This is a genomic window from Falsiporphyromonas endometrii (genome assembly GCF_042654485.1).
Taxonomy (GTDB): domain Bacteria; phylum Bacteroidota; class Bacteroidia; order Bacteroidales; family Porphyromonadaceae; genus Porphyromonas; species Porphyromonas endometrii.
The window spans coordinates 1-20,093 of the sequence record NZ_JBHSGO010000200.1 but is presented as its reverse complement, the minus strand read 5'-3'; the positions used below and the strand labels follow the sequence as shown (position 1 = coordinate 20,093).

The 20,093-nt window shown below is 40.0% G+C and carries 17 protein-coding genes; 6 read left to right on the top strand and 11 right to left on the bottom strand.

Features of this window, described 5'->3' with window-relative positions; translation table 11 throughout:
* Window positions 1-274: 274 nt before the first annotated feature.
* The 5 genes from dpp5 to ACFO3G_RS07500 all read right to left on the bottom strand — a co-directional run bounded on the left by dpp5 (window position 275) and on the right by ACFO3G_RS07500 (window position 6,191).
* Window positions 275-2,320 (bottom strand): dipeptidyl-peptidase Dpp5, encoded by a 2,046-nt coding sequence (gene dpp5 / locus ACFO3G_RS07520; RefSeq protein ID WP_380079522.1) that lies wholly within the window; start codon window positions 2,318-2,320, stop codon window positions 275-277.
* A gap of 84 nt (window positions 2,321-2,404) precedes the next feature.
* Window positions 2,405-3,676 (bottom strand): lytic transglycosylase domain-containing protein, encoded by a 1,272-nt coding sequence (locus tag ACFO3G_RS07515; RefSeq protein ID WP_380079520.1) that lies wholly within the window; start codon window positions 3,674-3,676, stop codon window positions 2,405-2,407.
* A 97-nt stretch (window positions 3,677-3,773) separates the two neighbouring features.
* Entirely contained in the window at window positions 3,774-4,523 is a 750-nt protein-coding gene (locus tag ACFO3G_RS07510; RefSeq protein WP_380079518.1) for a DUF5683 domain-containing protein, read from the bottom strand.
* Window positions 4,524-4,557: 34 nt separating this feature from the next.
* A complete protein-coding gene (locus ACFO3G_RS07505) occupies window positions 4,558-5,424 on the bottom strand; it encodes a ParB/RepB/Spo0J family partition protein (RefSeq protein WP_380079516.1) in 867 nt (288 codons plus the stop codon).
* Window positions 5,424-6,191, bottom strand: a complete 768-nt coding sequence (locus ACFO3G_RS07500; protein WP_380079514.1) for a ParA family protein — start codon at window positions 6,189-6,191, stop codon at window positions 5,424-5,426. Before ACFO3G_RS07500 ends, ACFO3G_RS07505 begins: the two co-directional genes overlap by 1 nt.
* Window positions 6,192-6,659: 468 nt before the next feature.
* Here ACFO3G_RS07500 and ACFO3G_RS07495 point away from each other — a divergent pair, with 468 nt between their 5' ends.
* Window positions 6,660-7,931, top strand: coding sequence for an N-acetylmuramoyl-L-alanine amidase family protein (locus ACFO3G_RS07495; protein ID WP_380079512.1), 1,272 nt, complete (start codon window positions 6,660-6,662; stop codon window positions 7,929-7,931).
* A gap of 19 nt (window positions 7,932-7,950) precedes the next feature.
* Window positions 7,951-8,835, top strand: coding sequence for an MlaD family protein (locus ACFO3G_RS07490; RefSeq protein ID WP_380079510.1), 885 nt, complete (start codon window positions 7,951-7,953; stop codon window positions 8,833-8,835).
* 62 nt (window positions 8,836-8,897) lie between these two features.
* Here the strand turns inward: ACFO3G_RS07490 and dut are convergent, their stop codons facing one another.
* From dut to ACFO3G_RS07460, 6 genes are all read right to left on the bottom strand, one after another.
* Complete coding sequence (gene dut / locus ACFO3G_RS07485; RefSeq protein ID WP_380079508.1) at window positions 8,898-9,329, bottom strand: dUTP diphosphatase; 432 nt, start codon at window positions 9,327-9,329, stop codon at window positions 8,898-8,900.
* The gene (ispG, locus tag ACFO3G_RS07480) at window positions 9,326-11,050 is read right to left on the bottom strand and encodes a (E)-4-hydroxy-3-methylbut-2-enyl-diphosphate synthase (RefSeq protein WP_380079506.1); all 1,725 of its coding nucleotides are present in this window, start codon (window positions 11,048-11,050) and stop codon (window positions 9,326-9,328) included. Before ispG ends, dut begins: the two co-directional genes overlap by 4 nt.
* A 60-nt stretch (window positions 11,051-11,110) precedes the next feature.
* Window positions 11,111-11,620: a 5-(carboxyamino)imidazole ribonucleotide mutase gene (gene purE, locus ACFO3G_RS07475; RefSeq protein WP_380079504.1), complete on the bottom strand. Its 510-nt coding sequence runs from the start codon at window positions 11,618-11,620 to the stop codon at window positions 11,111-11,113.
* 156 nt (window positions 11,621-11,776) lie between these two features.
* Complete coding sequence (gene gcvH, locus ACFO3G_RS07470; RefSeq protein ID WP_380079502.1) at window positions 11,777-12,148, bottom strand: glycine cleavage system protein GcvH; 372 nt, start codon at window positions 12,146-12,148, stop codon at window positions 11,777-11,779.
* A 46-nt stretch (window positions 12,149-12,194) separates the two neighbouring features.
* Window positions 12,195-12,761: an elongation factor P gene (efp, locus tag ACFO3G_RS07465; protein WP_380079500.1), complete on the bottom strand. Its 567-nt coding sequence runs from the start codon at window positions 12,759-12,761 to the stop codon at window positions 12,195-12,197.
* A 149-nt stretch (window positions 12,762-12,910) separates the two neighbouring features.
* Window positions 12,911-13,954, bottom strand: a complete 1,044-nt coding sequence (locus ACFO3G_RS07460; RefSeq protein WP_380079498.1) for an endonuclease/exonuclease/phosphatase family protein — start codon at window positions 13,952-13,954, stop codon at window positions 12,911-12,913.
* Window positions 13,955-14,347: 393 nt separating this feature from the next.
* On the opposite strand from ACFO3G_RS07460, the gene ACFO3G_RS07455 reads away from it, so the two are divergent.
* From ACFO3G_RS07455 to ACFO3G_RS07440, 4 genes are all read left to right on the top strand, one after another.
* Window positions 14,348-14,617 (top strand): hypothetical protein, encoded by a 270-nt coding sequence (locus ACFO3G_RS07455; RefSeq protein WP_380079496.1) that lies wholly within the window; start codon window positions 14,348-14,350, stop codon window positions 14,615-14,617.
* A 780-nt stretch (window positions 14,618-15,397) separates the two neighbouring features.
* Window positions 15,398-16,234 carry a DUF3108 domain-containing protein gene (locus ACFO3G_RS07450; RefSeq protein ID WP_380079494.1) on the top strand — a complete coding sequence of 279 codons (837 nt, stop codon included), beginning with the start codon at window positions 15,398-15,400 and terminating at the stop codon, window positions 16,232-16,234.
* A 23-nt stretch (window positions 16,235-16,257) separates the two neighbouring features.
* Entirely contained in the window at window positions 16,258-17,433 is a 1,176-nt protein-coding gene (locus ACFO3G_RS07445; protein ID WP_380079492.1) for an AI-2E family transporter, read from the top strand.
* Window positions 17,434-17,623: 190 nt separating this feature from the next.
* On the top strand, window positions 17,624-19,738 hold the full coding sequence (locus ACFO3G_RS07440; RefSeq protein ID WP_380079490.1) for a M3 family metallopeptidase: 2,115 nt from the start codon (window positions 17,624-17,626) through the stop codon (window positions 19,736-19,738).
* Window positions 19,739-20,093: the final 355 nt, after the last annotated feature.

Here is a 20,093-nt window from a genome sequence, read left to right as displayed (position 1 = left end):
CTGACAGACAATTCGAAATAATTTCTTTAATTTGTACTTGTGTGAGATCCATACTGTTTTACTGTTTTATTTTATTTTTTCAAAGATAACAGTCTTGGGTCTTACACACTTTTTCGGGACAGTATCCAATAATATCTCAAGGATAAAGTTACATTCATTAACAATGAAGACAAAAATAAACCGCCAATCACCCCGAGAGCGATTGGCGGTTTAGGCTCTTGTTTATGTACTTTTTAGATAGTAATAAACAGCTGAGCAGAATATGTTTAGTACATTATTTCTTCAACCAACGGTCAAGCCATCCAAAGAATGTTCTTTGCCAAAGGACTGCATTCTGTGGCTGGAGGATCCAGTGGTTTTCGTCCGGGAAAATCAACATTTCAGATGGTATTCCTCTCAATTGAGCTGCATCAAAAGCCATCATTCCCTGAGAAGCAAGGATACGGAAGTCCAACTCACCATGAATGATCAAGATAGGTTTATCCCAATTTTGAACAAACTTATGTGGAGATGTTGCAAATGTACGCTGAGCCACTTCATTGTTTTTGTCCCAATATGCGCCACCCATATCCCAGTTGGCAAACCACATCTCTTCAGTTTCAAGGTATTGAGCTTCCATATTAAAGATTCCGGCATGAGCAATAAAGCAAGCAAAACGATCTTCGTGGTGTCCGGCAAGCCAATAAACAGAAAATCCACCATAGCTGGCACCTACACAACCCATTTTATCTTTTGCAATCCAAGGCTCCTTCTTGAGCTCATCAGCGGCCTTCATATAATCCTTCATATTCTGACCACCATAGTCGCCTGAAATCTGAGCATTCCACTTCTGACCAAAGCTCGGCACACCATGTCTATTCGGAGCAATGACTACATATCCTTGCTCTGCCATGATACGGAAATTCCAGCGGAAACTCCAGAACTGACTTACCGGGTCTTGAGGTCCACCCTGACAATAGAGGATGGAAGGATATTGCTTGTTTGGATCAAAATGAGGTGGTAAGATAACCCATACAAGCATTTTCTCACCATTAGTTGTTTCAATCCATCTTTTTTGGCAAGAGATTGGAGCCAGTTTGTCAAGAACAGCCTTGTTTTCAAATGTAATTTGTGTAGCCTTACCATTCTTGATATTAACATTATAGAGGTCTGTCGGAACCTCTACAGATTGTCTTCCGGCAAGCATTTTACCATTTTGAATTTCAAATCCGGTATAATCCCATTGACCATCTGTCATTTGAGTAATCTTCTTATTCTTCAATGTAATATACCAGAGTTGAGTTTCTGCCTGCTTACAAGCTACAAAATAGATTCTCTTGTTGTCTGCACTCCATTGGAAGGCATCTACATTTAGGTCAAGAGTTGGATTGACCCACTCCTTCTTGCCGGTCTTAAGATCCATCACAAAAAGCCTCTTCAGATCAGATTCATATCCATCATGCTCCATAGAGATCCACGCAATTTGCTTACCATCATTAGAAAATTTTGGATGGGTATCGTATCCCATCATTCCCTCTGATATATTGCGCGTCTTTCCGGAAGTAATGTCATAGATATAGATATCCGAATTGGTTGACAAAGCATATTCCTTGCCTACCTTTTTGCGACAAGCATATGCAATTTGTTTACCATCAGGACTCCAAGACAGATCCTCAACACCACTAAAAGGTCTCATAGGACATTCGTAAGGTTCGCCTTCAAGAATATCCTTACCCTCCTTAACCGGAGTATTTCCTAAAGTTGCAATGTAAGTATGAGGAGTTGTGGTTACCCATTCATCCCAATGCTTATACATTAGATTTGTAATAATTCGGCCGGTAGCCTTCGGTAGATCAGAATAAATATCGCCGGCTGTTTTGTTGGATTTGAAACTATGGATATACAAGATCTGAGTCTCATCTGGAGAAAAAAGATAACCCTCGATACCACCATCCACATCTGTCAATTGCTTCAAATCTGTACCATCAGCTGCCATAGACCACAACTGCATGGAACCAGTCTTCGAACTCATAAAGGCAATTCTTTTGCCTCCATCAATCCAATGAGGGTCGCCTTCATTGTATGGTGTATCCGTAAGACGGGTTCTTTCTTTACCATCCATAGACACAACGAAAAGATCCGTCTGAGCCTTGTTTTCTTTGATACTGGGGAAAGAGACCCCATACACAGCCTTAGTACCGTCGGGTGAAAGAGAATAGGTACCGACGCGAGCCATCGTTAGCAGAGTTTCAGGAGTCATGTGATCCTGAGCTTCTGTAGCAAAAGGCGTTGCTGATGCTATCATTGCTGCCGCCATTGCACTTACAATTGTTTTGTTCATTATGATATGATTTTAATACTACTTTTCTAATCAATGGGAACCTCCACAACTAAACACAGACCATATTTATAGAAGATTTGACAATCATCTAATCCTAACTTTTCGTCCCGGACGAAGTTTATTTAGACTTTTGCCGTTCAATCTTCTAAGTTGTCTTAATGTAATTCCGTTTTTACGGGCAATCTTGATTGGCGTATCACCCTTAATAACAGTATAATATTTAGAACCTCCACCATTGGTTGAGCTTGAAGCCACATTTGGTCCGGTTAATTTCATATCCAGACTGGGACTGTACAAAGAATCACGCTGCTTCTCAAGCGAAGCTACTGCCGTCATGGGAACGAGCACCGGATATGGATTGATATTGCCGGGAACGATCCCCCTTTTGTACTGAGGATTGAGAAGCTTAAGATCGCTCTCTGAAACTCCCGACAAATCGGCTATCCTTTGCAATTCAACTGCTTTATTGACAACAATTGTATCCGTTGCCAAGGGGACTCCCATCTCTCGAGGACATATGTTATGCTCCCGATGATAGTGCATAGCATAATAAGCACCAATAAACAAAGGCACATATCGTCTTGTCTCCGAAGGGAGGTAAGGATAAATCTTCCAAAAATCGACCTCTCCCCCGGCCCTTCTTATAGCTCGGTTGACATTGCCCGGGCCACAGTTATAAGCAGCGATCACAAGCAACCAATCTTTATAGACAGCGAACATGTCTTTGAGATACTTACAAGCTGCCACTGTACTTTTTCTTGGATTAAGTCTATCATCAACAAGACTATTAATAGTTAATCCATAAATCTTTCCCGTAGCAGGCATAAATTGCCAAATACCGGCTGCACCCGCAGGAGAAACAGCCAATGGATTGAGACCACTTTCTACAATTGTAAGGTACTTCAACTCATTGGGGAGACCATTTTTTATAAATTCCTCATCTATCGAAGGATAATACAAATCTCCCAACGTCAACATCGAACGCAACAAGGGGCGTCTTCGTTTGACGTAAAGTTCGATACAATCCTTCACTATCGGATTGAACGTGATCGGTATGACAGTCGGTAACTTGCTCAGTCTATCAATATAAACACTATCCGCTATTGGCACCTCATCATGCTTATCCAAACACGGCAAACCACGATTGTGAGATCTAACCTTTCCCTTTGTTGTATAACCCTTGTGCCAAACTTTTATCAGCCTATCCAAATCGGTGTCCAATGTTTGAGGAAGAGTAATAGGAGACTCAACAGGCAAATTAGCAGCATTACCCGATTTGTTATGACGATTTTGGGCAAACCTATCCTGAGCCACAACCCTCTTTGTCGTATCAGTAACCTGACTATGAAGAGGCATAGATACAAGCCACAATCCAAAGATAAATATTACAACAAGACGGGATTTATGGATACATTCATTTTTTGAAGTTATCACAATAATGAAAATAAGTTGTTTAGAAATTAAGTGTGCAACCTATTCCGTACTGCAATCCACCTGATCGAGATGGAGCAATATCAGGGGCAACACGCATACTCAAGTTGGGACTTATATCAAATTGGTATAACTCTGCATCCACATAAGCATCCAATATATTTAGCAGATAAACACCTGCTGTCACAATCAAACTTAAGTCCCTTTGCCTACGATAAAAATCAACACCTCTTTTGAGTCTGTCCTTAAGGGCACTGCTATTGACCTCATCTTCCGGCTTAGCTCCGGGCGCCATATAATCTTGCCATGATGTATTCTTCATAGGATCGTCACTTGTCAAATCAATGTAGGCATGCTTATAACCACTATAAACATCCTGATTCCAAGTAATCGCATATATACACGCCGTAAAAGCCCCCCAAACAATGGGGACTTTCCAATACTTTCGGTTGTAAATTTGACCACCTCCGGGCAAAAGAGCAGAAAAAAGCATAGAAAGGTTCGAATTAGGATGCCAAGGCTGATTGATTTGTAGAGCCTTGGGAGAAACCAAATGCTTTTCTTTTGAGATATTTTCTGTTTCTTTCCGTACCAAACTGTCAATCTGCGTACTATCAATACTTCCTTCATAGAGAGGGAGTGAAGATGGCGATACACCTTCACTTACTGCCTTGATCTGATCAGTACTTTCGGCAGACAAAAACGAAATAGAAAGCACGGACATAAGCATCAGTATACACAACTGACACATAGAAGCTGTTAGTTTTTCCATACAAAACATCTCAAACCGGTACTTAATTGCAAATTTACTTCACATTCTCAAGCAACATCATGATGCGCTCAAGTTCTTCCTCATTGGCAAAAGGAATTGTCAACTTACCTTTGCCTTTGTCATTTGCTTGAAGTTTTACTTTTGTCTTAAATACTTGTGATAAATGATTTGTTAATTCTTTGAATAATTGTTGATCAGCAGACTTCTCAGCCTTCTTCTTAGGCTTTGGAGCCTGACCATTTTCAATGGCCGCCGCCAATTCTTCCACCTGCCTCACACTAAGGTTTTCCCTTACAGTCTGCTCATAAAGAGCCAACTGCATTTCAGGATCACTGACTCTGAGCAAAGCTCTGGCATGTCCCATGTCAATCTTTTTGCTTGTCAGTGCCAACTGTACTTCTGCAGGCAATTTAAGTAATCTGATATAATTGCTTATTGTGGCCCTTTTTTTACCTATTCTCTTACCCAACTCTTCTTGTGTCATCCGATTTATCTCAAGAAGTTTTTGATAAGCCAAAGCGACCTCGATAGCATTGAGATCTTCTCGTTGAATATTTTCTACAAGAGCCATCTCCATCACCTCATCATCTTCGGCAGTACGGATATATGCAGGGAGTTTTTGAAGGCCTGCCTTCTTTGCTGCACGCCATCGTCTTTCTCCTGAGATTATCATATAACCATCCCCATCCTCTCTCAAAGTAATAGGTTGCACTAAACCTATAGCTTCGATTGAATCGGCAAGTTCATCAAGACTTTCATCTTCAAATATGCGTCTCGGTTGATCCGGATTAGGATGAATCTGACTTATCTCTATTTCACTTATAGATGATGAGCCAACCGGTTCTTGCGGGAGAAGAGATTCCAACCCGCGACCTAAAGCAAATTTATGCGGTTTACCCATTATTTTTGATGCTTATTGATTAGTTCAACTGCCAACTGCATATAATTTATTGCTCCCCTACTCTCTGCGTCGTAGAGCAAAGCCGGCAGTCCATGACTGGGAGCCTCTCCCAGCCTGATATTTCTTTGAATGACTGTTTCGAACACAAGCTTACCAAAGTGTCTCTTAACCTCTTCATAGATTTGATTATTTAACCTGGTTCTACTGTCATACATTGTAAGAAGGAAACCCTCAATATCAAGAGATGGATTGAGATGTGATTTGATTATCCTGATTGTATTGAGAAGTTTGCTAATCCCTTCTAAGGCAAAATACTCACATTGCACAGGTATAATAACAGAATGAGAAGCTACAAGAGCATTGACCGTAATCAAACCAAGAGAGGGTGAGCAATCAATCAAAATGTAATCGTAGCTATCCACAACCTCCGTAAGGATATTCTTCAATACCGATTCTCTATTCTCAACATTCTGAAGTTCAAATTCTGCTCCAACAAGATCAATATGTGAAGGCAATATCCACAATCCATCAATCGGGCCTCGGTGAATCGCTTCAGAAACAAGATACTTACCACTCAGACACTCATATATAGTAGACTGAAGTTCGGCAACATTAAGCCCAAGCCCTGAAGATGAATTAGCCTGTGGATCAGCATCGATCAACAAGACCTTCTTCTCCAAAGAAGCCAGTGAGGCAGCCAGGTTAATAGCTGTTGTTGTCTTACCGACCCCACCTTTTTGATTCGCTAATGAGATTATTTTACCCATACAAAATGAAACATTCTAAGTCCCAAAGCTAATCAAAACGGCTTAAATGAACAATCATTTGACAAAACATGAGCCATGGATGATTTATATAAACTATTGGCAATCAAAGATATTATCATCTTATAAACGGATGAAATAGGAATTTATTGAAGCGTTGAATCCCAAATGTGTCAATCACAGCAAAGAAAATGTCAAAGCACCTTCAAACATAACTATCAAAGGTTCAAAACAGCATTAGAGAAGGTCAAAATTCCAAAGAATGTTTCTTATTTATAGAGATTTTTATAGAAAAGACTGTTAGAATAGTTACTTTTGCATGTGTATAATGAGGTCTATGTATGCTCCTAAACGATGTACCATCATGGAGTATACCCAATACATCTTGGGATGAGAGGCATATTAAGCATGATATGTCAATTACACAGGTGGGCCTCAGATTGTTATATAGTAATCATGTGCAAAAATATATTGAAAAGTTTTAGTCACTTTTTGTCTCTTCTTTTGGTATTGATGTGTAGTAGCATCATACTATCATCGGCATCCTATGCTCAAGGATACCACAAAAAGCCATTTGTATTAGTGATAGATGCAGGACACGGGGGCAAAGATATTGGGACTTCTCATAATGGGCAAAGAGAAAAAGACATTGCTTTGGATGTTGCTCTCAAGGTCGGAAACTTGATCAAGAAACGATATCCGGAAGTTAAAATATTATACACCAGATCAACCGATGTATTTGTGCCCTTGGATGAACGGGCCAACTTCGCAAATCGCAACAATGCAGACCTCTTCATCAGTGTCCATGTCAATAGTGCGGTCAGGGCTCCCGGAGTGGAAGGTACAGAAACTTATGTGCTGGGGAGTGATGATGCAGCCAAGCATGCACGCGTCAATAAGACCAACCTGGAAGTGGTAATGCGAGAAAATCAGGTTATTGTACAAGAGGACAACTACAAAACTACCTACGAAGGCTTCGACCCTACATCTACCGAAAGTTATATTATGTTTTCGATGATCAAAAACAAACACCTGGATCAAAGTGTGGATCTTGCCACTGCTGTGCAAAGAGCATACAGAAGGGCAGGAAGAAGAGCCGAAAGAGGTGTCAGACCCGGCAACCTGCTTGTCTTAAGAAAAACAGCCATGCCCAGCATACTGACTGAAGTTGGATTTATAACCAATCTTTCGGAGGCAAGTTTTATGGGGACCGATTATGGAAGACTTACCCTTGCCTCAGCCATTGCAAACGGGTTTTCAGAATACTACAGCACAATCAATCCCTCCAAGAAAGCTGTTGTAGCTCTACCCAAAGAAAATACAGTAGAGAATGCAGTTATTGAAGCTGATACGAGCCAGGAAGACTACGAGTTGACAGCTCCCCTTCGCAAGAATTTCCGCAGAGTCAAGTCCAGCGCCAAACCCTCTTCAAGCCAAGATACTCCAAACACTGAAAATAAGAATCAATCGAATACAACTTCTACAAATACGGTCAATATTAACAAAGGAATCACGTTCAGTATTCAACTTATTTCGCCCAAACGAAAGATTAGTTGCAAGGACCCGGAGCTAAAAGGTTATGAAGTTAGATGCGAAAAGGTCGGATCACGCTATGCGTATATGCATGGAAGTGTCACGACATTAAAAGAAGCACGACAGCTTCAAAAGAAGGTACAGAAGAAATTTAAAGATGCGTTTATTGTCAAGTACCAAAACGGTAAGCGTATCCAGTCAATATATTAACCTACTAACAAGGTTTGGTATGAAGATTACAAAAGAGACAAAGATTGGTCTACTGGCTATCTTAGCGTTAGCCATCTTATATGCAGGTATCAACTATCTGAAAGGCCTGAACTTATTTAAAAAGAAGAATACGTATTACGCCTATTTTGAGAATGTCAACAATGTCAACGAGGCCTCACCTGTCTTAATTGACGGATACAAAGTAGGGATTGTGACAAAGATAAACTTTGATTACAAAAAAGGTCATGGAGCTTATCTGGTTTGCGATTTAGATCCACAGGTCAAACTCACGAAAGGAACAAAAGTATCTATCTCTCAAACTGCTTTGAGTGGAGCAGAGATCATACTCAACCTTCCAGAAACAAGTCAAGCCTCCTACTATGCTCCGGGTGACACACTTGAGACGGCATCCGGTGGTGACATCTTTTCCAAAACGGCAAAGATCATCCCTGCTGTAGCCGAAATTTTACCTAAAGTGGACTCCCTTGTTGTAAGCATCAACAAGTTGATTAATAGGCAAGAGATCACAGATATTCTGATTTCACTCAACAATTCGGCCAAACAACTTAGCAGTGCCATGGCCAAGATAAACAAATCAGCCGATAAGATCGACCCTATTTTGATGAATACCAACGCTACTGTTGAGCAGTTTAAGGGTGTTGGAGAAAAGATCAATCAGATAGATTTCGAAAAGATCAATCCGACATTGCAAAATCTACAAGAAATGACATCCGAACTTCGAAAAGTAACCGAACAACTAAAGAAGAAGGATAATACAGCCGGATTGATGCTAAACGATGACAGACTCTACCATCGAATAGATAGTTTGGCCAACAGTGCAGATCAGTTGATGAGGGATATCAAGGAGCACCCCAAACGCTATGTACATTTCTCAGTCTTCTAAGAGACTGTTTTGAGTAAATATTTTAGAAGCTGTTTTGAATCGATTCAAAACAGCTTCTATTTTTATTTTCCTGAATGACCGAAGCCGCCGTCGGCCCTTTTGGTCTCTGATAAAGTTGATGCAGTTTCCCAATCAACTTTTTCATATTTAGCCACCACCATTTGTGCTATCCGATCTCCATTGTTTATATGGAAAGGCTCGTCAGAAAGATTAGCTAACACAATTCCTATCTCACCTCTATAATCAGCATCGATGGTACCGGGGCTGTTTAATATGGTAATACCGTTCTTAAGAACCAACCCCGACCTTGGTCTAATCTGAGCTTCATAACCAACCGGAAGTTCAATGTGTATACCGGTGTGGATTAGCTTTCGTTGCATTGGCTCAATAACAATCTCTTCACTTGTGTACGCTCTTAAGTCCATTCCGGCAGAAGATTCAGTAGCATACTGTGGCAAAGGGTTGTTGGATGTATTTATAATCTTGATGGTCATTTCTTGTCATTTTCTATTAGGTGCAACAATCTCTTTACAGCCTCTTCTTGAGGTATTCCTCGCTCAACACATTGTTTGCCTTTATATAAGTCCACCTTTCCTTTCGCAGCGCCTACATATCCATAGTCTGCATCGGCCATCTCTCCGGGGCCATTCACAATACAGCCCATAATACCGATTTTAAGACCCGGTAGATGAGAAGTTGCCTCTTTTATTCTTTTGATGGTTGAAGGCAAATCATAAAGTGTCCGACCACATCCGGGACAACTAATGTACTCGGTCTTTGTAAATCGCAGTCTGGCAGCTTGCAAGATGCTGAAAGCAAGCTGAGTCGCTTTATTGGGACAAACCTTAGGAGCTGTTATCATCAAACCATTAGCTCTACCCTCCATAAGAATACTACCCATCTCGATCGTAGCCTCGACATAAAGTTGCTCCAAATCTTCCGTCATGTAGTCACGATTAATGATAACCGGCAAGCGAACCCCTGCAGTTTCCAACTTGGCAAAAGCCTTTCTCCAATCACCAATAGCATTGGGATGATGAGAAGAGAGGATAATCAAAGCCTTTTCTTTAGACTTTAACTTAGACAAGGCAGCATGGTCAAGTTGAAAAGTTTCCAACTCAATTACTTCATCAAATCCCTCAAAGACATGGTTAAGATTATCTTCTTTACGGATAATAAAGTCAGGATGAAAATCATTGGAATAGGTGTACGACCCATGGAAACGAAGATCACCAACCACCACAAGTTGCTTATCACCACCTATTTCACCTATCTCTACCGAATCTTTCCTCTGTTCATATTCCCTGTTATATATGAGTTTATCATCATTAGAGATGTGTGGAGCATGGGCCAGCCTCTCAATAAAGGAGCGAATCTTTTCAGCTACCGGTATTTCAGCCACAGGGTCCTCCGATAATGAGACGCGGATAGTATCTCCGTATCCATCTGCCAAAAGAGAACCTATACCTAAAGCAGATTTGATTCGGCCATCTTCTGCATCGCCTGCCTCCGTCACACCCAGATGAAGCGGAAAAGGAAGATTTTCTTTGTCCATAGCTTCTGAAACCTGCCTTACAGCCTCACACATAACAAGAACATTGGAAGATTTCATCGAAACAACAACGTTGCGAAAACCATGTGCTTTACATATCCGAAGGTATTCCATACAACTCGCTGTCATCCCTTCGGCTGTATCTCCATAGCGCTGCAACATACGCTCTGACAAAGAGCCATGGTTAACGCCAATACGAATAGCTCTATCAAGAGAGGCTGCATCATCCAAAAATTCACCAAAACGCGTTTGAACCCTCTCTGCACCCTTTGCAAATTGCTCGTCATTATAAATAACGGAGCTCTTATTATCCGCAAAATTACCGGGATTGATACGTACCTTCTCTACAGTCTTGAGTGCAGCATGAGCCGCTTTAGGATTAAAATGAATATCAGCAACAAGGGGTTGTGGATAACCGGCTTTGATCAAGGCAGATCGGATATTTCCAAGATTGTCAGCCTCTCTAACTCCTTGCGCAGTGAGACGAACCAGATCTGCTCCGGCATCAAAAAGTCCAATACACTGCTCTACTGATGAAATGGTATCCATCGTAGAGGTATTGCACATAGACTGAATGCGAATAGCATGATCGCCACCCATTGACAAGTTTCCTATTTTAACTTCCAATGAGTGGCGACGCTTGTAATTGAATAAATCTGTCACAATAAATACTTTACCCTTTAGGAGCAATATCTAAAAGAAGACTGATCCTAAATGGGGTTATTAATTAGTTTTAAACTTATAGGTGATCTCTTTTAGATCTGCATTGGCCTTTACAATCTTCTGCTTAAGGCCCTCTTTGTGAGCGGTGAGCTTTTCATAAAGAGATGCATCATTGGTAGCCATCATCTGGACAGCCAATATAGCTGCATTTTCAGCAGCATTGATACCAACAGTAGCTACAGGAATACCGGGAGGCATCTGCACGATTGCAAGTAACGCATCTATCCCATCAAGTGATGCGTTGATAGGTACTCCAATCACAGGAATAGATGTTTGTGCTGCAATAAAACCACACAAATGAGCTGCCATACCTGCTCCGGCAATAATAACCTTAATACCTCTTGATTTTGCATTCTTAGCATAGTCAGAAACCTCTTCCGGTGTTCGATGTGCAGAAAGAGCCAACATCTCAAAAGGGATCTCCATTGCATCAAGTCTCTTTGCTGCTTTTTCCATTATAGGCAAGTCGGAGGTACTGCCCATAATTATACTAACTAGTGGATTTGCCATTTTCTTGTTAATGTTTTTGAGAAACTTTTTTTGATAAAAAGCCAATCGTCCGCCTTGAAAACACCAATGTCATTCTTGGCAAACAATAAACTTCAAAAAAAGGTCAGGCAACCCCATTTGAGGTTACCTAACCTTTGTATTACTTGTTACTTCGGATTACTTTCCGATGAAAGCTTTATACTCGGCTGCGGAAAGAAGTTCACCAACATTTGAAACCTTCACTTTTGCAATCCATCCTTTACCATAAGGATCGCTGTTTACAAGTTCCGGATGTTCTTCAAGATCTTCATTTGCTTCAACTACTTCACCTGAGATAGGCATCATAAGATCAGATGTAGTCTTAACGGCATCAATGCTGCCAAAAACCTCTTCTGCTTCCAATTCTTCGTCAAGTGCTGTAACATCTACAAAGACAATCTCACCCAACTCACTCTGAGCGTAATCAGTGATTCCAACTGTAGCTTCATCACCTTCAATGCGTACCCATTCGTGATCTTTGGTGTACTTCAATTCTTCTGGGAAATTCATTTTTAGAATGTATTAATGGTTTATATTTACGAATAATGTCGATTAATTATTCTTTGACACGGCCAATGTAAGAGCCATCACGAGTATCAATCTCGATCAATTCGCCTTCTCCGATAAAAAGAGGAACTCTTACTTCTGCTCCGGTTTCAACAGTTGCAGGTTTAAGTGCGTTGGTAGCTGTATCACCTTTTACACCCGGTTCTGTATAGGTCACTCTCAATGTAACGTGTGCGGGAAGCTCACAAGTCAAGATAGTCTCACTACCTGCATGCACATTAGCCTCTACCATATCCCCTTCTTTGAGGAATTGCACACCATCGATTCCCTCTCCGGGAATAGTAACTTGCTCGAATGTTTCCGGATGCATGAAATTATAACCCATGTCATCCTTATATAGGAACTGATATGGTCTGCGTTCGATACGAACCTCTTCCACTTTTACACCACTACTCCAAGTTTTGTCAAGGATACGACCGGTCGTAACATTTCTCAATTTGGTACGAACGAAAGCAGGTCCCTTGCCTGGTTTTACATGAAGAAATTCGACAATAAAATAATATTGGCCATCGATATCGAGGCACATACCGTTTCTAAAATCAGCTGTTGTTGCCATCTAAATTATGATTATTTATATTGATCTTAATGTATTAACTATGGACAAATGTAATGATTCTCCTGTGAATAATCTTAGTTACTATCCAATTTTTCAACTTAGGACATCCTTTTGGTTTACTTCATGATTATCCCAAGAAGCACCACTCGTCACTTCAATTCTTTTACAAGATACATATATACCGGGAAGTGATCACTATATCCATTCTGATATTCACCACCCACCATTGTTCGATGAGGATATCCCTTGTATCTTCCGGACTGCTGTCTCAAAAACGGCTTATTAAAGACATAAGCATAATATCCCGTCTTAGGATCTTTATAAACTTTAAAAGAATTGTGATCTTTTCCAATCAAATTACCATTGACACACATGATATCGAAGAGGTTCCAAACATCTCTGTAAGCAAGGGTACCAATACCATCTCTGTAAAGCTTTCTCATCGGAGTATAAAATTCATTTGCTCCAAGTCCCTTGGGTCCCTTTTTGAGACGAAGTCCTTTTACAACAGAGGGAGAAGTGGGATCATCGTTGAAGTCCCCCATCATTATTATCTTGGATTTTGGCTCTAACCTCAAAATAGAGTCTGCCTGAGCTCTCATGGTTTCGGCCGCTGCCATTCGGCGATTGAGAGAAACAGCTTCTCCACCCGCTCTTGAAGGCCAGTGTCCGACAAGGAATGAGAAAGGCTCATTATCTATATATCCGAAAGCTACAACCACATCACGAGTCTTAATATAGGGTTCACCGGGTATATTTACCGGATGTGCTGAGCTGGCAGTGAGCTTAAAAATTTCAGGACGATAAAGGAGAGCACAATCAATACCCCTAAAATCGGGAGATTCATAATGTACAATGCTGTATCCTAATCTTTGAAGAGCCGGTTCTTTGACCAAATCTTCCAAAACTTTTCTGTTTTCAACTTCACTTACACCAATAACGGCCGGGCCATCTCCACCAATCTGAGATATGACTTTAGCCATATTATGAAGTTTGTTGTGATACTTCTCCAAAGTCCAGTGATTTGCGCCATCCGGAAGATACTCAGCATCATTGTTAGGTCCGTCTTCAGTGTCAAATAAATTCTCTAAGTTGTAAAATGCAACCGTTACTTTCGCATAGCCTTTCTGCGCAACTGCGTTCGGCAACGCTACAAAAGCCAGCAGAGCTAAAGATAAGAATAACTTCTTCATCAATTTCTAATTCTATTATACTTACAATTACTTTATATGTCAGCGAGTTACTACTCGGGCCAAGATCATTCTCACGAATCATCCGACTACTCAAAAGTGCACCTCTTCCTTATATTTTGCAAATGTAGTCATAGATAACACACCAACCAACTAATTTGAGTTTTAATCCAAAATACAGCACTACATATATTTGAATATAAAACAATTAGATGAGCATTGCGCACTATCGTAAGAAGCAAATACTCCTCAATCAAGTTGTCATCTCCGGATGTATCAGAAATTCAATAAACAGTAACAGCCAAGGATACAAAATCCAAGGTATCGCCAGCAAAGAAAAGTATTTGAAATATATCTGATATTTAGTATCTTAGCAGAGTATCTAAATTAACAACCATGAAGATAAGCATATTATTTGCCTTAATTATTATAATTATTTCGCTTGGAGCATCACTTCTTCAAGAGGGCAAGATATGTCTTCTTGACTTGCAACAAATCGATTACTTCGTGGACATCAAATACAACCTGAAGAGGTCGCCCTGTCATTGGGCTGTGAAGCTCGTCATGAGAGGGGATTATTTGTTAAATACTGTTACCAGCCCTAATACTCTAAAAGCTACTCAAACAACACTGATTCAACTTCAAATTCTCAAATTCGAGGGTTAGGGTCAATTGACCTTTTGCCGACTTTGCCCGTTTTTATAGTACGAAACGGGCTTTTTTTATACGCTATTTTAACAAATAAGGTCGCGCGAGAAGCAATCCGTTCTCGCGCGACTTTGGATCTGATCTCGCGCGACCTTGACATGCGAAGTCGCGCTACTTCAAGTGCAACCTCGCGCGAGTATAGGTTCAAGGTAGCGCGAGAATGGATTGCAAGTCGCGCGACCTTCCAAAAAAGGCGGCCTAAAGTCGATTTTTAAGCGGGCGAAAGACAAATAAAAAACACCATATATATATTTTAACATATGATTATGAGCCTAAATCTCAATTCAGCTCATTTTTGGATGATAAACAGCCCTATTTTACGTCAAAAACGGGCTCATTTAGACATAAAAATGTGCCTATATAATTCAATAGATTTTACCTGAATAATTATGATTTAACTGTAATTAACTTCTAATAAGCTCATAATTACTCTATAAATTGCTGAAATATCGGCAGATCGACAAATGATATTAAAGCAGAAATTCGATAGTCATATCATCAAAATTCAAGTAAAAGCAATAAACTTGTGAAATTAGCAAAGTCTCAATAACTTTACGCTTAAGATATAATTGACAAGAGGCTTATTAGTTAGTTTTCAACCGTATATAGGTTCAAACAACATACAATTTGCGGCGATGTCATAAACCAAATAGGTCACAAGACATCTCTTATATGTCAAACCGTGCAATGAGGCCCTTAGATAGTTTAATGGCATTTTTGGATAAATAAAAGAACATTATGGACAAGAAAAATATAACAAGTAGACTAATCATATTGGCAACCATGCTTCTCAGCATATTATCAATCGATGCTCAGACACCCAAGCCCAAAAAGGCCTTGATGAATCAGGGAGAAGTATTGACCTACACAGCAGAATTTCAATGGGGATTGCTAAAGCCGGATGCAGGTAGTGCCACCATGAGCATGAGAGAGGTCCATGTGGATGGAAAAGATTTGTATGCCTATAAAATTGCTCTTCGCACCTCTTCATTTTTTGATAAGATATATTATTTAAGGGATGAGGTAGAATCTTTCTTTACTCCGGATCTGAAATTTATCAAGAGTATTAAAAAACTCAATGAAAGGAAAAAGCCCAGTACCCGCTATATGACCATGACATACAATCATGGTAAACCTGTCAAGTATCGTTTCTACAAAGAACGAAGAGGCAACACCATGCGTGATACCACCATTACTCTTGACAGCAAATACCCTGTGGTAGACCTTTTCGGATCGGTTATTTTCTTAAGATCTCTGGATGCTAAAAACTTAAGGGTTGGAGACAAACTAACTATTACGGTCATTGACAATGCCGATATTACAACGGCAACCATCGTGTACAAGGGAAAAGTTGATTTTAAAGTCAACAAAAAGAACAAATACCACACATTGAAGTTTGTTGTAGATATAAAAAACAACAAATTCGAGAAGCAGAAAGAATCCATGGAAGCCTGGATAAGCGATGACGAAAACTTAATCCCAATATGTCTAAAATCAAAGCTCAAACTGGGAGCAGGAGTGGTTACTTTCAAAGGAGCAAAAGGATTGAAATATCCCCTTACCTCTAAATTTTAGTTCTATTTATTTCATCATAATTTATGAAAGGATTTTTTAACCGCGAATTTACATTCGACCGTACATTCCGATCAATATTCGTAACAATAATTGTCGTAGCTATTTTTGGTATCATTTTCGGATTGAGATCGGTGCTGATCCCTTTTGCTTTGGCATGGATATTTGCATACATCGTACTACCCTTCGTAAGGTTTGTACAATACAAATTACACATTCATTTTAGAGTATTATCCGTTGTCATTGTGTTTTTTGTAATCCTGGGAATTGCCACAATTTTAGCACTCACGCTGATTCCTCAAATACAAGAAGAGGTCAGCAAAACATGGTCTCTCATACAAGAATATACCAAAGACAACACCTTTCTTCAGCACCTCCCCGAGCCGATTCGAAATGTACTGACACGCAATGCCAGCCTTGATGACTTTATTAAAGGAATATCAGCCGATACCATTATGACCAACAGCAAAGAGCTCCTAACAAAAATGGGAGATCTCATTAGTGGTACAATATCGGTCGTTTCGAGTGCGACCATATTCGCAATGGGTATTGTTTACTTTATATTTATACTGATTGACTACGAGAAACTTGTACAGGGAATGATCAAACTTTTTCCTATGGGAATGAGAAGAAAAGCTACAATGATGATGGCAGATTTGGACTACTATATGAATAACTATTTTCGAGGGCAAGCACTTGTGGCACTTAGCGTCGGCATATTACTTGCCATAGGATTTAAGATTATCGGATTACCATTGAGTATCACCATAGGTCTATTTATCGGAGCCCTCAATTTTGTCCCCTATATGCAAGTACTCGGTATCCCTCCACTTATATTTTTAGCGGGACTTCAAAGTATCCAAGACGGGGGTAGCTTTATCGTATCGGTTTCGCTTGCAATCGGTGTTTTGGCTATTGTACAAGTCATTCAAGACACCATATTGGTACCTAATATTATGGGCAAACAAATGGGTATGAGACCTTCTCTTATCCTGCTTTGCATCACAATATGGGGTACACTTCTGGGATTCTTTGGTCTAATTGTGGCGCTTCCTTTGACAATGGCTTTGTACTCCTTCTATATGACATCTATCATCAATGATCCTCAATATATCAATGCTCACAACGAAGAAAGGGATTACCGCAGGATGAAAAGGAGACAAAAGTATCTCAAGCAACAAAGAAATGCTCCCACAAAATGATTATCTTCGTCAGCAAGATGGCTGAGATATAAAAACAAACGATCGACAAATATCAATTATAAGGATCAGTAATGGAGCTGTTTGGAACCTCAAATAGTTTGAGAGTTGTCCTTTGATGACATTAGAAAATAAGTTCATAACAGTTTCTAAAAACAAAGCAATTTAGTATAAATCAATAATCAACAAGCCGATGAAAAAAACAATTTTGGCATTAGGCCTTTTAACTATGATTACAGCATGTACACAACATGGGAAACGTGCTGATGACAATCCGTTATTGCACGATTCCGGCCTCTTTATGGGGGCTCCAGACTTTAGCAAAATCACAGACAACGACTTTGCACCGGCATTTGACTATGCGATGAAGGAGCAATTAGAGAAAATTGATTCGATCTGCAACGAAAAGAGCGAACCAACTTTCGAAAATACCATTGTTCCTTTGGAATTTTCCGGTACAACCCTAAGAAGAGTCGCTAACATCTTCTTCGGTCTTGTTAGTGCCGATGGTACAGATAAGCTTCAAGAAATAGAAGCCGAATACAGTCCAAAACTCACAGCACAGTCAGACAATATTTACCTCAATGACAAACTTTTCCAAAGAGTCAAAAAGGTTTATGACACACAGCTCAATGAGTTGCAAGGAGAAGACAAAAGACTCCTCGAATATTACTATGATGCATTTGTAAGAGCAGGAGCAAACCTCAGCCCCGAGAAAAAAGAAGAGCTAAAAAAGATCAATGCTGAGCTAACCAAACTTGAGACTCAATTTAGCCAACTTCTACTTGAAGCAACCAACCAGGCATACATTCTTGTAGGCTCTGCCGACTCACTAAAAGGTTTGTCCGAAGATGAGATAAATGCAGCTAAGCAATTGGCAGAAAAGAATGGCCATAAAGGAATGTATATGCTCGTTCCGACCAATACGACACAACAACCTGAGCTTGCCAATCTCGACAACAGAGATATCAGACACAGATTCTTTGAAGCCTCTGTCAACAGATGCTCAAAAGGAGACAAATATGATACCTCTAAGCTCATCACAAAGATTGCAGAACTCAGAGCTGAAAAGGCAGCTGTATTGGGATACAAAAACTTTGCATCTTGGCAACTTGAAGATCAAATGGCAAAGACTCCAAACGCTGTTTATGACTTCCTAAACAATATCATTGCAGGTTACTTGCCTAAAGCTAAGGAAGACGCAAAAGAGATTGAAGACTTTGCTAAGAAAACAGAAGGACCGGACTTTAAGTTGGAAGCTTGGGATTGGCCTTACTATGCAGAGAAGCTCAAAAAAGAAAAGTTTGACCTCGATGAAAATATGGTCAAACCATACTTTGTTTTGGACAGCGTTCTTACCAATGGTTTGTTCTATGCAGCAAATAAAATGTACGGACTGACCTTCAAGGAAAGAAAAGACCTTCCTGTTTACAATGATGATGTTCATGTTTATGATGTGATAGACAAGGATGGCAAGCAGCTTGCACTGTTCTACACAGACTATTATACAAGACCAAACAAGAGCGGTGGTGCTTGGATGAGCAACTGGGTAGACCAAAGCCATTACCTTGGAACAAAGCCAGTTATATATAATGTATGCAACTATGCAAAACCGGCAGATGGCAAGCCGGCTCTTATCTCATGGGACAATGTAGAAACCATGTTCCACGAGTTTGGACACGCTCTGCACGGAATGTTTGCAAATCAAAAGTATTTGTCTCTATCGGGTACAGCTACACCAAGAGACTTTGTTGAAATGCCTTCACAGTTCAACGAACACTGGGCAAGCGAACCATCTGTGTTTAAGCATTATGCAAAACATTATAAGACAGGTGAGCCTATGCCACAAGAGTTGGTAGAAAAGGTACAGGCAGCTTCTAAGTTTAATGCAGCTTATTCTCTTGGAGAAAACCTTGCAGCCGTAACACTTGATATGGCTTGGCATATGCTTGAGAAGGGTCAAAAAGTTGATAACATCGACGAATTTGAGAAACAAGCTCTCGAAAAGATGAAGATGTACAACACACAGATCCCTCCACGCTATAGATCACCATATTTCAGACATATCTTCACTAATGGATATTCTGCAGGATATTATGCTTATTTGTGGACAAATGTTTTGGATTGGAACATCTACAACTGGTTTGTACAACATGGTGGCATGACATCAGAGAATGGACAAAGATTTAGAGACATGATTATCTCTAAGGGTTATTCTGAAGATCTCAACAAATGCTTCAAAGATTTCACAGGATTGGATAAACCCAACCCGGACGATATGCTTAGAGGTAGAGGTATCATCAAATAATCTAAGTTGATAGACAGATATCGTTATTATATAAGGGCTGTAGTGTAAAATTCGCTGCAGCCCTTGTTATTTCTATTTTAAGTAAACGAGTTGGGTTATTGGCCCTACCCTATATTCTCACTAAGAGAGACAAAGAAGAAGTCCGGACAAATAATCAACTCAAATAAGAATATGACTTGACTATGGAAAGTGAAAACAATAAGAAAGATTACCTCGATGAAATTATTTGATACTGTCCCAAAAAAGTGTGTAAGACCCAAGACTGTTATCTTTGAAAAAATAAAATAAAACAGTAAAACAGTATGGATCTTACACAAGCACAAATTAAAGAAATTATTTCGAATTGTCTGTCAGG